The sequence below is a fragment of the Tolypothrix sp. PCC 7712 genome, assembly GCF_025860405.1.
GTDB lineage: Bacteria > Cyanobacteriota > Cyanobacteriia > Cyanobacteriales > Nostocaceae > Aulosira > Aulosira diplosiphon.
This window is the reverse complement of sequence record NZ_CP063785.1, coordinates 2515435-2531206: the sequence shown is the minus strand read 5'-3', so window position 1 is coordinate 2531206 and position 15772 is coordinate 2515435. Positions and strand designations below refer to the sequence as shown.

General features: G+C 40.4%; 15 protein-coding genes. 7 read left to right on the top strand and 8 right to left on the bottom strand.

Annotation, left to right across the window (positions count from 1 at the left end):
• Window positions 1-107 precede the first annotated feature (107 nt).
• Both HGR01_RS10360 and HGR01_RS10355 read left to right on the top strand, forming a co-directional pair.
• The gene (locus HGR01_RS10360) at window positions 108-1577 is read left to right on the top strand and encodes a dihydrolipoyl dehydrogenase family protein (protein ID WP_045872926.1); all 1470 of its coding nucleotides are present in this window, start codon (window positions 108-110) and stop codon (window positions 1575-1577) included.
• A 61-nt stretch (window positions 1578-1638) separates the two neighbouring features.
• Complete coding sequence (locus HGR01_RS10355; RefSeq protein WP_045872927.1) at window positions 1639-1842, top strand: hypothetical protein; 204 nt, start codon at window positions 1639-1641, stop codon at window positions 1840-1842.
• A 2-nt stretch (window positions 1843-1844) separates the two neighbouring features.
• Here HGR01_RS10355 and HGR01_RS10350 read toward each other — a convergent pair whose 3' ends face one another.
• The 3 genes from HGR01_RS10350 to HGR01_RS10340 form a co-directional block, all read right to left on the bottom strand.
• Window positions 1845-2558, bottom strand: a complete 714-nt coding sequence (locus HGR01_RS10350) for a diacylglycerol/polyprenol kinase family protein (protein ID WP_045872928.1) — start codon at window positions 2556-2558, stop codon at window positions 1845-1847.
• A gap of 75 nt (window positions 2559-2633) precedes the next feature.
• On the bottom strand, window positions 2634-4433 hold the full coding sequence (locus HGR01_RS10345) for a DUF3685 domain-containing protein (RefSeq protein WP_045872929.1): 1800 nt from the start codon (window positions 4431-4433) through the stop codon (window positions 2634-2636).
• Between the two features lie 263 nt (window positions 4434-4696).
• Window positions 4697-5143: a Fur family transcriptional regulator gene (locus HGR01_RS10340; protein WP_045872930.1), complete on the bottom strand. Its 447-nt coding sequence runs from the start codon at window positions 5141-5143 to the stop codon at window positions 4697-4699.
• Between the two features lie 1334 nt (window positions 5144-6477).
• Here HGR01_RS10340 and HGR01_RS10335 point away from each other — a divergent pair.
• Window positions 6478-6951: a CRR6 family NdhI maturation factor gene (locus HGR01_RS10335; RefSeq protein ID WP_045873027.1), complete on the top strand. Its 474-nt coding sequence runs from the start codon at window positions 6478-6480 to the stop codon at window positions 6949-6951.
• A gap of 69 nt (window positions 6952-7020) precedes the next feature.
• On the opposite strand, the gene HGR01_RS10330 is transcribed toward HGR01_RS10335, so the two are convergent.
• From HGR01_RS10330 to HGR01_RS10320, 3 genes are all read right to left on the bottom strand, one after another.
• Entirely contained in the window at window positions 7021-7782 is a 762-nt protein-coding gene (locus HGR01_RS10330) for a hypothetical protein (RefSeq protein WP_045872931.1), read from the bottom strand.
• 1046 nt (window positions 7783-8828) lie between these two features.
• The gene (locus HGR01_RS10325; protein ID WP_045872932.1) at window positions 8829-9788 is read right to left on the bottom strand and encodes a glycosyltransferase family 9 protein; all 960 of its coding nucleotides are present in this window, start codon (window positions 9786-9788) and stop codon (window positions 8829-8831) included.
• Window positions 9789-9819: 31 nt separating this feature from the next.
• Entirely contained in the window at window positions 9820-9978 is a 159-nt protein-coding gene (locus HGR01_RS10320) for a hypothetical protein (protein ID WP_155539506.1), read from the bottom strand.
• Between the two features lie 107 nt (window positions 9979-10085).
• On the opposite strand from HGR01_RS10320, the gene ispD reads away from it, so the two are divergent.
• From ispD to HGR01_RS10305, 3 genes are all read left to right on the top strand, one after another.
• Window positions 10086-10766, top strand: coding sequence for a 2-C-methyl-D-erythritol 4-phosphate cytidylyltransferase (ispD, locus tag HGR01_RS10315; protein WP_045872933.1), 681 nt, complete (start codon window positions 10086-10088; stop codon window positions 10764-10766).
• A gap of 221 nt (window positions 10767-10987) precedes the next feature.
• Window positions 10988-11530, top strand: a complete 543-nt coding sequence (gene scpB, locus HGR01_RS10310; protein WP_045872934.1) for an SMC-Scp complex subunit ScpB — start codon at window positions 10988-10990, stop codon at window positions 11528-11530.
• Window positions 11531-11888: 358 nt separating this feature from the next.
• Window positions 11889-12233: a DUF760 domain-containing protein gene (locus tag HGR01_RS10305; protein ID WP_045872935.1), complete on the top strand. Its 345-nt coding sequence runs from the start codon at window positions 11889-11891 to the stop codon at window positions 12231-12233.
• Window positions 12234-12344: 111 nt separating this feature from the next.
• On the opposite strand, the gene HGR01_RS10300 is transcribed toward HGR01_RS10305, so the two are convergent.
• Window positions 12345-13553, bottom strand: coding sequence for an HhoA/HhoB/HtrA family serine endopeptidase (locus HGR01_RS10300; RefSeq protein WP_045872936.1), 1209 nt, complete (start codon window positions 13551-13553; stop codon window positions 12345-12347).
• Window positions 13554-13783: 230 nt separating this feature from the next.
• Between HGR01_RS10300 and HGR01_RS10295 the strand changes: the two genes are divergently transcribed.
• Window positions 13784-14659 (top strand): LysM peptidoglycan-binding domain-containing M23 family metallopeptidase, encoded by an 876-nt coding sequence (locus HGR01_RS10295; protein WP_045872937.1) that lies wholly within the window; start codon window positions 13784-13786, stop codon window positions 14657-14659.
• A 9-nt stretch (window positions 14660-14668) separates the two neighbouring features.
• Here HGR01_RS10295 and HGR01_RS10290 read toward each other — a convergent pair whose 3' ends face one another.
• Complete coding sequence (locus tag HGR01_RS10290; protein ID WP_045872938.1) at window positions 14669-15706, bottom strand: isochorismatase; 1038 nt, start codon at window positions 15704-15706, stop codon at window positions 14669-14671.
• Between the last annotated feature and the right edge of the window lie 66 nt (window positions 15707-15772).

Here is a 15772-nt window from a genome sequence, read left to right as displayed (position 1 = left end):
CCACATATTTTTTCTTGCTAATTGCTGACAGTTATCAGTCAACAGTCAGCAGTCAACAAACCTCACGAGTGATTGTGTAATTTAAAAGCGTAATAGCTGATTAACTAATGACTATTGACTACGATGTTGTAATTATTGGTGGGAGTCTGGCTGGACGCTACGCTGCCCTAGTTGCTACCCAACTACGTGCTAAAGTCGCTTTGGTAGAACCCAAAGTTAACTATGGGTTTGTGTATCACCAAACGATTAGCGAAATCGGCAACTTAGCACAGCATCTCAATAATCAAGTTGGGCTGAATATTCATTCCTCTAAAGTTGAAACTCCAGAACAAACACCAATATCTGTGGTGTTGTCAGAGGCGATACTATATGCCAAAAGTGCGATCGCTAATTTAGAAGCACAACATTCTCTTCCTCAACTGGCGGCTATGGGAGTGGATGTTATTTGTGAGAGTGGTCAATTTCAATCTTCCCCTCATCTCGTATTTGCCGTTAGTCAACGTCTACTACGCGCACGCACTTATTTGCTAGCTAGTGGTTCTCGTCCAGCCATACCCGAAATTGAAGGATTATCAACTACCGATTACCTGACTTTAGGGAATATTTGGCAATTCCTTGATGAACGCTGCAAAGCCATGAAATCATTGCCTAAAGAGTGGATTATTCTTGGCGGTGTTCCCCAAAGTATAGAAGTAGCGCAAACCTTAGCGCGCTTGGGTTGTCATGTGACACTCGTTGTCAAACGTCCGCAAATTCTACCGGATATCGATCCAGAAATTGCCCAGCTATTGCAAGCACAGTTAGAAATTGATGGTGTGCGTGTCCTGACAGACACACCCGTCACTCAAGTCATGCGAATTGATGATAAAAAGTGGATTCAAGCTGGAGATAAAGCAATAGAAACTGATGAAATTATAGTGGCAACTGGACAGCAACCAAATGTTGAATCCCTCAATTTAGCAGCAGTAGATGTGAAATGGTATAAACGGCATTTAGTGGTAAATGATAAACTGCAAACTACCAACCCCCGCATTTATGCTTGTGGTGATGTGATTGGTGGTTATGACTTTGCTAATGTCGCTAATTATGAAGCGAGAATCGCCATCAAAAATGCCCTCTTTTTCTCAAGATTACAAGTTAATTATCGGTGCATTCCTTTAGGAATATTTTTGCAACCGATGTTAGCGAAAATAGGTTTAACAGAAACACAAGCAAGACAGCAATATAATTCCAATGAGATTTTAGTTTTACGACAATATTTTAAATCATTAGCATCAGCCCAAATTCGGGGCGAAACTACAGGTCTTTGTAAATTAATTGTTTTACGCAACGGAGAAATTTTAGGAGCAGAAATATTTGGCTCAAAAGCAGGAGAATTAATTAATTTCATTGCTTTAGCAATGTCTCAAAATACTAAAATTCAGCATTTAGAAAATTTGTCTCCCTTATATCCTAGTTTTACAGAAATTATTGAGCAATGCGCCAGAGATTGGCATCAACAAAAGTCAAATAGTAACATTGCTTGGCAAGAATTTATCGAAAGTTTCTTGGCTGTGCGTCGCGATTGGAATTTATAAAATATTTTTTAGTATTATTTGCTGTTTTGGAGTAATTTTTATCTTCAAATACTTGACCAATATGAATGAGGAATCTCCGCCAACACCACCATCTCAAAGTATCTGTCATGACTGCGCTTTTCATATCAAAGTAGAAGACGCTATCGAATGTATTCATCCCGAAGAAGCAGGTATTAATTGCACTAGAGTAATGTTTTGTAGTTCATTTAGTCCAGCACAAGAAATTGACAGTCCTTGTGTCACTTTTGGCAATGATGAAGCTTAAAGTTAGACATAAAAATAGTTAAATAACCAAATAACACTTGCGGTTACTAAGGGAACGCTGAGGTTATCTGTACCGTGAGGTGAAACACCTTCAGCTAAGGTTGCAAAAGCACCACTAACAACAGCCGCTAAAACAGCTTTTTCAAAACTATAAGTTACTGCTAAAGGACTCAGTGATGAACTTGGTAATAACAGCAATACTAAAAAAATTACTGTCGTACTCACAAGCAACATCGTTACTGAACCCTCCCAAGAACGGACAGAACTTCCCACCTGATATTTATGCTGTCCGAAACGCCTACCAATTAATGCTGCTAGTGCATCTCCCCAAGTCATCGCCATGACTCCAGCCACCGCGATCGCAACATTATCTACTGGCCCAGATGGTCGCCACAGCAATCCAAACAGCAGCGTTACGGAAATGGCAAAATAAACTGTACCTGGTGAACTGTCATCAGTATCCATTGCTTTCACAATTCGGTAACGGTAAAGCAAGTAGTTGACGAGAATAAAGCTAGCAAACGGTACAATGCCTATTTCCCAACTGTGAAACAGCAGCAGGATACCAAATACCCACATTCCTGCACCCACATGGATAATTTTACGAGTCAAATTTGGTGGGACATGAAATAGCCTCCCTAATCCCTCACCAAAGAGAAGCAGTGCGATCGCATAAGTATAAGAGGCTGCTAAACCTATAAAATCATTGTTGGTCATTTGTCAGTGGTCATTTGGCGTTTGCTGTTTGTAATAGCTAACAGAGAACAAACATAATTTTGAATTTTGAATTATTTATCCTCTCTGCCCCTTATCGCTATTACGCCTCAGATTTTTTTCTGTTAACGAAACCGTGCCAATTCCTTGAAGAATTCCGCGACCAATTAAACCCAAACCTCGACCAATAACTTGGGTGAGAATGAAGACAATACCACTACCAAAAATCGCTAATAGTGATTTTAGCCGAGGCGCGATCGCATCCCGAAATTCTAAAAGTAATGTTACCACTAGTGGCATCCCAGATAGTTGGGTTAATTCCTGATTACGAGGCGCATAAATTGAGGTTTTCGCAATCCCACGCGGTGCAAATACAAATAGCTCATAGCGGCTTTCAAAAATTGCCGTCGGCTCATTAATATAATTATTTAAACGATATTTCCAAGACAAATCATTTCTAAACCGTTCAATTTCTCTGGTAGAAATTAATCTGCGGTCATAAAAATCTTGTTTAATCACTTCTACATCAGCAAAATAATTAAGTAGCGGTTGTATTACCCCATTAGCTACTTGAATTAAGAAGTTCTCTAAAATTATTAATGCCTGTGACTCTGCTTCTGGGCTATCTGCTGGGTAAGAAGTATTATCTATTTGCAAATCTCTCTGAAATAGCAAATATGTAAATAAATCCATTACTAAAGGGATTTTTTGCAGAATTACTGTTTGGATTGGTTGCGGATTTTGTAGCAATATATTAACTATTTCTAAGTTGCGATCGCCTACTTGCAAACGAGAAAATCTCCCAAAAAAATCTGCGACTGTGGATTGCCATAAATCATATATCAGAGATTTTTTTAAATCATATAATTGATTGATTGATATCTCAGCAACGCGTAATTCATCCAACTGTTTAGCAAGTTTCTGCAGAATTAAATAAAGCAATTCTCGCTTTTTACTAGCACGCAGAATATCAATCTCTAAAGGTATATCTGTAACATTTTCTAAAGGTAACTGTAATTTGGTGATACAAGCTGCAAATAAATTAGATTGCAGTGTTCTAGGGCTAAATGAAGGTAAAGAATCTTGTAGTTGTATTAAATTTGATGTATTTGATGGAGCGATCGCATTACTCGGCGAAGTCATAGGAGGCGGTAATTGCATAGAATCAGGTATGACTTGCGGTTCTGGTTGTCTTTCTTGTGGTGCAGCTAGCAACCGATTCAGCAACCAACGCGCTGCTAATAATTCTCGTCGCCGTCCTGCTAGAATCGCCTGATCCATCACTGGTAATCCTGGCACTTGCAATTGTGCTGTCACTGACTTCAGGCTAGCTTCAATGTAAGCAATCCCAGACAAACGCCAATTATTTCGCAACCTCGCAAAAGGAAGTGGGGAATTTTGAGTAAGTACTGAGTTCTGAGTTGGGAGTACTGAGTTTTGAACTAGTCCAACCGTAAACCAAAAAGAACCACCTTGCGCTAGTGCTTGCATAGCTGTAAGCAACTCAGAAACAGCAATTCCTTTAGGACAATATCCATTTACGCCAGCAGCTTTGGCTGCTAAAAGTAGTTCCGGTTCTGTAACCGAACTGAGGAGTAGTAGAGGTAAATTTGGGTATAAAGCTTTTATTTGTCTACAAAATTGTAATCCCTGCTGCTGAAGCTGAGGAAAGCGAGGATTACCTAATTCTAAAACCACTAAATTGACATAATTCGGTTCTTGCTGGGCGATTTCTGCTAAAACTTGCAAAGCAGCCGTATCTGTTTCAACTTCCGATACTATTTGCAAATTCGGAATTTCTGCCAATGCTACCCGCAGTCCCAACCGGAAAATAGGGTCTTGGTCAATTAACAATAATTTTAAAGGGCGATCGCTCATAGTCTGTTCAACAACAGATAGGCTGTTTTACCTGAGTGAGAAAACAGCATTGGTATTTTGGTTAGTCCTACCCATTGTGACTTGTTTTCGTACCCAGCATCATAGTTATTACAAGCAACCTCTGCAGCTTTGATTCAATAACTAAAATGCTAACTACGTAGCTGTCAAAGTTATCTAGACTACTGAGCTAATACTTCATTTCGTCAATTACAGTCAACTTTCGTCTCTATTCCCTGTTCCCCCGTCCAATTGACTATATCCAATCAGCTTGCTTGCGGGTTACGGTAACCATAAAAGTTGATACTGTAATCAGTAATCCGTACTCCAGTCTGCTGTTCAACTTGGCGGACAAAATCTTCTGGTAGCTCTATATGCACATCAAGAATCTGGTTAGTATCTAGACAGTTAACATGACTATGAGAGTCACTGATATTACCGTATAAACGACCGTCGCAACGTTCAATGCACTCAATAATACCTTGGCTAGATAAAGCTTCTAAATTTTGATAAACAGAAGTATGACCGATTTCTTTACCTTGTTGGTTTAAGCGATCGTAAATCTCTCTAGCAGATAGATGTTCCTTAGCTTGCCAAAGCAGCTCTAGAATAAAGCGCCGCTGGCGACTAACCCGCATTCCTAGCAGTTGACACTGCTCCAGCGCATCTTCTAGAGAACGAATTGGTTTGGTAGATATTGTTTGTTTTTGCATATTATAAGTTTGTTAACTATTGGGCTAATTTTCCCATTTCAAGGTTAATTGGTTATTCGTATATGCGAGGATATTCCTATTACTTTGCACCTCTACCTGGGCGATTGCTTTTGAACGCTGCGAAAATCACAGGCTAGGGCAAAAATTTTTTTGTTTGTTGACTGTCGTTTTGTCACATCCTAGTCTAAAGCAAACTCATTACAACTTTAGCTTAAAATAGTGAGTAATGTCCACTAAGGGCAAGCTTTTTCGTCTCTTTTTTGCCTGCAAGGTCAAGAAATATTGATTGTCTGTTGACCTTTTTAGCAGAAATATTCTCAGTGTTAAAGTTGTATAAGCTACATTCAATATGATAAAAATACGATAAGTAAGAGTAGCAACTAGCCCTAATTTAAAATAGTTTTTTCAGTAACTTGGTACAAATCAACTCAATTTATCAGGATTGCTAGGAATCGTGAACGATTGATTCATGTATCATCATGCAAAAAATATTTGAATCATTCAAAAATGAAACATCATAGTGAGCTTAACCTACCTGAGATAATTTAATATTTACTTTATAAATAGGTTTTATTTTCAACTTTTTTTAATATTTGGGTACCTGGGAATTTATCAGTAAGAGCTTAAATTCCCTAAATCCTTGCTAATAAACCCTCTAGCGCAAAACATCAGTCGAGTGGTTTAACTACAGAAAAAGCAAGAGATTTTCTTTTAGCATCGCCAATCAAAAATCGTAATGTAATTAACACGGAAATCATTGTCCCATACCCTAAAATTTCAGCATATCCACGTATTAACATAACGTCCGCAAATTTACATAATGTCTAACAGGTGAATACAGAAATCCGAAAATTAATATTGATATCGCGCAAATCAAAATTAAGATTTTCTTCACTTTCAGTATTCAGTATTTAATGTGTAATTTGTATGGAGTAAGTAACTAGAGCAAATAAAAATTTCAAGGATGAGAATATGCAAATCATAGAATTTATACCTTTAGGTATTAAATATGAATGCATTAATGTTAATAGGTATAAACTTTAGGCAAACACAAAGTGCAAATGGCAATATGTCATTCTTAGCCACAGACTACCTCATCTTTGCAACAGGAGGTCTAGCAGGGAAACGGATGCCAATAACTCTTAGAAAGATGATATTCCTTTAAATTTCGGCAAATAGACAAAGACGTTATGGGACGCGATATTATTCGCGTCTTTAATTTTGCAATTGAAAATCTGGGTAAATTCGCGGTAAATATACCAACGATACCTGAAAGCTGCTACTGTGTATTCTCAAGCCTACAGTTGAGCATAAATAAAGTGGCTGCTGAGTCAATGACAATCACGATCGCAATTAATACTGATTCCATTAACAATCTGGATCTGTCGCCCGTCTCAACGGTAATTGAAAAAATATTCCAAGAGCAAGCGATTGTATCCCAAGAACAGCAACTACGCTTCGATATCAAATATGCCTTAGAACCCAGCGATCCCCGCGAACTTTCGGAGGTTCCTGAAGTGCGGCTGTGGTTTGTTCGCCTGGATGCTAAATATCCCTGGCTACCATTTCTCTTAGATTGGAAGGCTGGAGAATTTGCCCGTTACACCGCCATGCTGGTACCACACCAGTTTAGTGCTAAAGAAGGGATTCAGTTTAATCCCGAAGCTCTAGAAATATTTCTGATGCACAAAATATTTATTTTAAGTGATTGGTTAAAACAGCAGGGTTTACCAAGTCAATCACGCCTCAAATCCCTAGCGCAAATGCTTGGTTATGAATTAGATGATGCTTTCTTTGAGGCATTTTAAACATATCAAAGCATTAGCTGTAGGGACGTTATATGTAAATTCCCTACAGCTAATTGCATAGATTTGAGATTACTTAATCTGACAAATTAAATTTAATGCTGTTTTAAAAGCAAATTCGACTGCTTTAGATTTACTGGGTAAAGCAGCCTGCCATATTCGATAATCGTTATAAGCAATAATTAAGTTGGCTACATCATCAATAGGGATTTTATTTAGCACATCATATTGAGCAGTTTCAAAATCTTTAGCTGTACCATTTTTAGCTAAAATTTCCCGTGCAGCTTGCATAAATCCTTCTAATACAGCTTGCTGGTATTTTTTCCCTATATCTTCTTTAAAAATAGATGATGCTTTGAAAGCTTTCATCTCCTCTAACAAAAGATGAGCAATTTCTCTCCCTGTTTGATTATTCAACTCAGAAGGCAGCTGCACATCTAAATATTCGCAGTCATAATTTTTATAATTAAGATATTCACAAATATTAACAGTAACTTGCGGTAGCTTTTGACCAGCTAATAGTACCAGCAAATGGCTGATACTTGTATCAATTACAGTATCACTAAATACTTTTTCTTCACTTTCTAGACATTCATAAACAAGATAAGTCCAAATACCTGGCTGACTGTTTTTATCTTGATTTGCTTGGTAGAAAGTTATAGTTCCGTCCGCTTCATCTTCATAATAAGCGCTATGGACATCAGTAAATTCGCAGCGATATAAGCTTTGAGAGTGCATGATTCTCTTAAAAATTCCAGTGATATGATGCGGCTGACTTTCTACTTGAAAGTAACGCTTGGAACTATTAAGAAAGCCATGTAATCGAATCGCCATTGATTTTTCCTTTTTATAACTCAACGTCAGTCATGGAAAATGCATCTGCCTCAAGACAATACGGTCACTAGGGAACACTAATATAGGGAATTATATTTACCTGCTAAAAAGATTAGGTGATCATACAGCCGTGCGATCGCCATCTCACCAGATACGTAGGTTGGGGAACCCTAGCAACGCACCGATTCCCCTCGTTGTAGCAACTGGTGTTTGAGGTAAGGAAACCCAGCACAAAAATATAGATTAAGCTTTCAAGATTCATGTTGGGTTGCGCTGCGCTTCGCCCAAACTACATCTGCTATATCTGTTGCTGATGATAATGCGGGGATCGCCCAGCAATTGCTTATTCTCAGTTCTATTTACTGAGTTGCTGAATCTTTTCGGTTTTCATGTAAATCTTAGACTGTGGGTAATTTATTTCGTAACACAACTGCAAATTCCTTGATTAAAGCAAAATGCCTAAAGTTACTATTTATTTTCTAGGCATTGGGAACTGAGTAAAACCTGATGAGCAATAGAGACTTGGTAAAAACTTCAGCCTTAACGATTAATTGCTCTTTATCCTCTTTAATAGCAAGGAAATTGATTCAATCTCGATTTGCTCTAGCCTAGGTCAAATACAGATGATTAGAGTCATCTAATTTTTACTTTGCCCAAAACTACATTGAAACTAACGATTTTAAAAAAAATAAAGTTATTTTTTTTAAAAAGTAATTTTTTAAAATTTATTAACATTAAAACCTTTGCCGCTACCACATATTTTCTTTGCAGCAAATGTCATAATTAGCTAAATCCTACCTAGCACTTCAGTAGTTGCTTAAACGTAAAAATCTAATTAATTAGGAATAACACCATTTACGCAATCAGCGTGAGATTAATGGAGCTAATCGCCTAGGAAGACAATTTTCCAGGCGATTAGCCAACGCAGGGAGATATTGAAAAGATGTGGATCACGAACAAACAGGCTTTAATTGCAGGGATTCATGATTAACAGAATTGCCTTAATTGGATCTCATATACCATCGCCGTCTCAGAAAAATGCTGGTTTAACCATTCCAGATTTTCTCTAACACTACTTTGGGTGAAATATCGCCAATTTTGTCTGTAGGAGACTTAATAGCCAGGAATTTCTCGCTTTTTGGTAACACTTGTGCTGGATCTGTAGAGCCAAACAGCGCAATTGTATAAGTCTGAACTGCCACGCTTAGTTGCAGAGGTGCGCTGTCAGTAGTCAACATCAAACTTGCTCCAGTAACAATCGTGGCTAGCTTACCAATATTATCAGGGGAAGTTACCTTAATATCTGGGCAGGAATCCAAAAGCGATCGCACTATTTGTTCATCTTCAGGGCCTTTAAAAATCACTATAGGCAAATCTGGTTGCTTGCGTTGGCACTCTTGTATTATCTGCTGCCAGTTTTCTACAGGATAAACGGGATTTCGGCTTTTAGCTGAAGCTGACAGACTAGAGCCAGCATAAATCAAGATGTAGCCCGTTTCATTCACACCTAAGCGTTTTTGTTCCTGTTGTGCCCACTCAATATCGGGTTTGGGGACATTTAAGGACAATTCTGGACAAGGAGTTTGAATGTTTAACGGTTGCAGTAAATTGTGATAACCCACTGCTAAATACTGAGATGACTGGAAAGGTAAAGTATTAGTGAGAAAAACTGCACCCTTACCTTGATAGCCAATCCGGGTAGGAATTCCTGTTAACCACAGAAACAGTCCTACTAACCAGCTTTGTCCTACTGTAATGGCCACATCGTATTCGCGATCGCGAATAATGCCCACTAAGTTACCCCAATCCGCCAAACTGTTGCGGTCTTTAAAATCAAAGGTCAATACCTCATTCACCGACTTACTAACCCGGTAAGCTGCCTTTGACCGGGGTTCCACCACGACATCTATCTGAGCGTTTGGGTAATAGCGCTTCAGTTCATCTAGAGCCGGAAACATAAGAATTTGGTTGCCAATTCCGCCAGGTACAAGGGCTACTACTCGCATAATATTTATTTACGCTTACTCGCTCCCTATTTTAGGGGAATATAGGTATTAGGGAATCGGGAATTGGGAATTGGGCATGGGGCATTGGGTAATAGGTAATAGGTAATGGGTAATGGGTAATTGTTAATAAAAATTTCTCCCCCTGCTTCCTCATCTCCCTCATCCCCAGTCCCCGATCCCTAGTCCCCATTACCCCTTATCCCCAGAGGGGGCCCCGAGTTCCCCAGTCCCCAATCCCCAGTCCCCAGTCCCCAGTCCCCAGTCCCCAATCCCCAGTTTTACGATTTAAGAAGTTCTGTGTATTTACTAATTCCCGCAGCAGGTTTAGGAAAAAGAATGGGGAGTGACCGCAATAAACTCCTCTTGACAGTGCGATCGCAACCCATTATTGCTTGGACTCTCAAAGCTGCAGAGGCAGCTAGTAGCATCAGTTGGATTGGAATTATTTCCCAACCCACTGACTGGGATGACTTAAAAGCTATCCTCGCTGATTTAAAGCTCAATAAACCAGTGGAATTAATTGCTGGTGGCTCAACCAGGCAGGAATCTGTTTACAATGGCTTACAGGCGCTTCCAGAAGCTGCAGAGCAAGTTTTAATTCACGATGGGGCGAGATGTTTAGCCACCCCAGATTTACTCAACGCCTGTGCGGAAGCTATTCGTCACTGTCCTGGGTTAATTGCCGCAATACCAGTCAAAGACACGATTAAAGTCGTCGGCGAGAATGGCATTATCCAAAGTACACCTGACCGAAGTCAATTGTGGGCAGCACAAACACCTCAAGGCTTTGATGTCAAGCTGTTGAAACAGTGCCACGCCGAAGGTGTACGCCAAGGTTGGGAAGTCACAGACGATGCTGCTTTGTTTGAAAAATGTGGCATTGAAGTCCGAATTGTTCAGGGTGAAGAGACAAATCTCAAAGTCACCACTCCCCAAGATTTGGCGATCGCAGAATTTATTCTTAAAGGTAGGGAATAGGGACTGGGGACTGGGGACTGGGGAAGATGAGGGGGAAAAAGTAATTATTGATTACCCAATGCCCAATGCCCCATGCCCAATGCCCCATGCCCAATATTTATTGACAAATCATAATATTTATGATAGCATCCCACTCACTTAGAACTCGTCTTGCGTCAGGTGTCAGTTGTCAAATACACATGACTAATGACTAATGACTAATGACTAATGACTAACGACTAATGAATACAGCCACAGCGACGAAGATAGAAGCAATTCTCTATTTGAAGGGTAAGCCCTTGTCGCTCGGTGAAATCGCCGAGTATGCCGCGTGCGATCGCGCTACGGTTGAAGAAGGCATGATGGAACTCATTGACGATTATGCCCGTCGAGACAGCGCCCTAGAAGTCGTAGAGACACCCAATGGATATAGTTTGCAACTGCGGTCTGATTTTCATGACTTAGTGCAAACGCTAATTCCCGTTGAATTAGGTTTAGGTGCACTACGCACTTTAGCTGCGATCGCCCTCAATAGCCCCATACTCCAAAGCGACTTAATTAACTTACGGGGTTCGGGAGTATATCAACATGTCCCGGAACTTGTGGAACTTGGTTTTGTTCGCAAGCGCCGAGATAGCGATTCTCGCTCGTATTCGTTACAAGTAACACCTAAATTTCATCAGTATTTTCAAATTGAGCAACTTCCACAAATACTTGCCCAAAATCAACAAGAACAACAACTAGAGTTAGATCTAGAACTGAAAGCAGAAGCAGTAGCAGAATAGATGGTACTGATACAATACTTGTCGGTTAAGGGGAAAAGGGGAAGGGGAAAAGGGGCAAGAAATAAACCTTTAACCCTTACCCTTTCACCTTTTCCCCAAACCAAATTAAGAGTTTAAAATCCTTAACCGAGCAGTATTGGGTACTGATACTGAAACATTTACCAATATCAAAACCACCGCTAGCCACTAAAGTTCAGCGTAAAATAGTTGTAAATCCTTATTACAGGGACTTGCTCTGCTAGAAATCAGGTAGCCGCCTTCCTGAGGGTAGAATCAACAGGTTATACCCGTGGGGAATGCATTACCCTTTGACTATGGTTTAGAGTAGAATCAGCAACTAAGCTACAAAAAACTGCCAATGGAGTTTAATCCTGACTTTTTGAATGACAACTCTGAGGAACACCCTAACCAGCTTCTAAACGACTATTTTGAGGAAAATCCCAATCAGTTGCTCAAATATCTACAGCATCAGTCGCCGGAAGTTATGGCCCGCGTTGCCCAGTCCGTTAGTCCTGAAATTAAACAAATAATTTCGCAGAATGTTCAAGGGCTAGTGGGAATGCTACCCCCGGAAAATTTTAACGTGCAAATCACAACAGATAGGGAAAACCTTGCAGGCCTTTTAGCGTCAGCAATGATGACTGGTTATTTCCTGCGTCAAATGGAACAGAGGATGCAGTTAGACCATTTGTCTAGTCAATAGGTAAAAGTCAAGGGTCAAGAGTCGGCCGCTAGAATTATCAGTTATTAAATTATTTTTCTCTAACTTTCTAGCCCCTAGTCCTTACCTCTAGCCCCTAGCCCTTACCTCTAGCTACTTCTTTTGCGGATAAGCCCCTGGTTGTACTTTGAAGATGTGATTTTTACCTTCGCGGCTAACTTCAATTTCTAGCGTGTCTCCTACAGAACTAGACTCGACTAGTCTTTGAACTTGGGCTGCTGTCTTAACTGGTTTACGATTGATTTTTTGAATCACGTCGCCAGGAAGCAGTCCGGCGCGTTTTGCTGGTGAATTTTCCAGGGTACTTTTAATGACCACACCAGCATCTTGTTGAATATTCAGCTTATTTTCTTGATTAATCTGCTCTTTTTTGGTGGGAGTCAAATCTGTCATTTCTACTCCCAAAAAAGGATGATCTACACGCCCTTTGGTAAACAGTTCGTTAGCGATGCGGGCAGCTGTTTCAATGGGGATCGCAAAACCCAAACCTTGAGCATCAGCACGAATTGCTGTATTCACACCAATAACTTCACCTTGGGCGTTTAATAAAGGGCCGCCAGAATTACCGGGATTAATTGCTGCATCAGTTTGGATAAAGCTGACGCGCTTTTCTGGTACGCCAACTTGAGCGCTAGTGCGATCGGTAGCGCTGATAATGCCAATAGTGACAGTATTATCTAAACCTAAAGGATTACCAATTGCGATCGCCCACTGCCCTGGTATCAAATTTTGTGAATTACCTAGCTTGACTGTAGGTAATTTTTTTGCTTGGATTTTCACTACAGCTACATCTGTAACTGCATCTACGCCCTGCACTTTGCCCTCAAAAGTTCGCCCATCCTTGAGGGTTACTTGGACAGTATCGGTATCTGCTACTACATGAGCATTAGTCAGCAATAAACCATTCTCTGTCAAAATAAATCCTGAACCCGTACCTCGCTCAATTCTTTCTTCTGGCATTGGTTGCTCATCCTCACCAAAAAAGCGGCGCAGCAAAGGATTTTTTAAAGCGTCAGAAATGGGATTTGCCACTTTGCGGGTAGCATTAATTCGCACTACAGCCGGCCCAACTTTTTGTACAGCCGTAGCAATAAAATTCACATTATCACCACCAGTATTCCCAATTGGCCCGCTATAAGCAGGAGGGTTTACTGATTCTGAAGGTAAAGCTGCGGTAACATTTTTTAGTTCTTGAAACGAATAACGCTTTGGTAGGAGATAACCACTACCTAACAAACCTGCACCACCGCCAATTACCAGTAAAGATATGTAGACGGCCAGTTGCTTTAAAGATAACTTCATAATAATTTCGCTCTAAAGATAGCAATGCGGCTACTAATTTATAAGTTTAGTCAAGCAAACAGCGAGTGGACAGAGCAATTTAACAGAACAGTCAACAAAAAATCGGAGAAGCTTCAGTAATTCTTCTACCTTCCACAACATTTTCAGGGAACTACTAGCTTCCCATCAGCTTCTACTCACCAATACCCAAGTTTAAAATTAAAAATTAAAACTCTCTTTAACTAGTAGGCATGACTCGTCCTTACCGTTTAGTGTTTATCTGTAGTTTAGTCAGCACTTTGGGGCTAGGATCTATACTCTCATCACCAAGCTCCACATCTGCTGTAGAGAGTTGTCCAACTCCAGCCTTGTCTCGTTTCCAGCGCCATACAGTTGCTCGTGGCGAAACCTTAGAGAGTATAGCGCAACTCTATAAACTAGCTCCAGCAACTATCGCCGTGATGAACCCATCTGTGAAAAACGGCGCAGTGACGGTTGGTAGTGAACTTCAGATTCCTCCCTACAATGGAATTGTAGTCGAAGTGCCTCAAGGTCAAACTTGGCGACAAGTAGCAGCAAAGTACAAAGTGCGTGCTGATGCTATGTTTGAAATCAATGGTTGTCAAAAAGACCCTAGAGTTGTATTTGTTCCTGGGGTGAATGGTGCATCAAATCGCGTTGTCGCTGCGCCTCCTCAGACTAATCAGCCGCCTACCCAACTAAGTGGGTATCCTTTATCAGCAGCCACTACTGTGGCGTTACCTTATGGCTGGCAAATTAATCCTCATTCCGGTGAAGTCTTTTTCCATAGTGGGGTAGACTTGGTAGCCGCCGTTGGTACACCCGTGGAAGCGATCGCACCCGGAGTTGTCGCCTTTGCTAAGGAACAAGGTAGCTATGGCAAGTTGGTCATTATTAATCACAGTGGTGGGTTGCAAAGCCGCTACGCCCATCTTGACACCATCAAGGTGACTGCTGGTCAGCAAGTGAAAAAAGGTGATGTCCTGGGAACTGTGGGAACGACTGGACAACCAGCAGCTAAACAACCCCACCTGCATTTTGAAGTACGTTCCAGCTCATCTCTTGGTTGGACAGCTCAAGATCCAAAAGCTTATTTAAAAAAATAGAGTAGTACTTTAAAAAAAGGATTGGATCGAGTCGGTAGATTTGACAATATGCATTCCGGCTGCGGCAAACTTATTAAAAGCAGCATCAGCTTGTTCTGTATAATCAACAATGCCAGGAACTACAACAGGAGAAGTGCAATCTTCTAAGAGATAAACTTTTTGACTGAGGGTAGCATCTACCTGTTGAATTTCTGTTAATAAATCGTCAACTGTCCAGGCGACGCAGTGGCTTTTAGCTTGACCACCAATAATTACAGCATCAAATTCTAAAAGTTGCTGAATTAAATGCGTATTCTTTTGCGCCAGAGGATTTTGATCGAACCCTATTAATACTTCTGGACGTAAAATCGAATAATTTTCGGTTAAGGGATTCTCGCCTTTAATTTCAAATTGCGTTTGACTCTGACGTGCAATGCAATGGAAGAAAATTGCTTCTTCTACTGCAGAAACTAAAGCATGACCAATCCCGCCTAACATTGAGTGATACGGCCAAACGGTGAGGGGATATTTCCCATTTTGACTTAGCTGTTTCACATAGTGATAAGCCTGCTTTTCTAATAATTCGTAATTACCTCTAGTAATACTGTAAGCAACTGCAGGGTTAACTTGCCAAATACCTTGCTCTACATCTTGGAGAGTAATATTTGTTGCTGCTGGTATGGGGTGTTCTCCAGCCGAATTTATCCAGAAAATCGGGTGAAAAATTTGGGTAGCTGTATGAGTATCTAAGGTAGGAGTAATTTTAGTAATGAATCCTAAATTGCAATAAATAAATTCACATAAGCGTTGATTATCTTCTACTGCTCCCATACCAGATTTTCCGCCTACAAATAATTCAAATTCTGGGATGCAGAAAGTATTTTGCACATCAATTAATAGCAGACAAATACGACGCTTATCTAAAGCTGCTGGCTGGACATGATGTTGTTTTGCCCATGCTTCAGCCTGTGCTGCGCGTTCTTGATAGGGTACACGCCAAACTTCACCCACTTTTTCAGGTTGATAGTATGGGGGAATTGGCAGTTGGGTTGTGCTTTGAGTATTCATATTGAAGTTAGATTAAGTTTAATGTAACAATTTGTGAGAGCGATCGCCTCTGTAACTCCCTAGCTT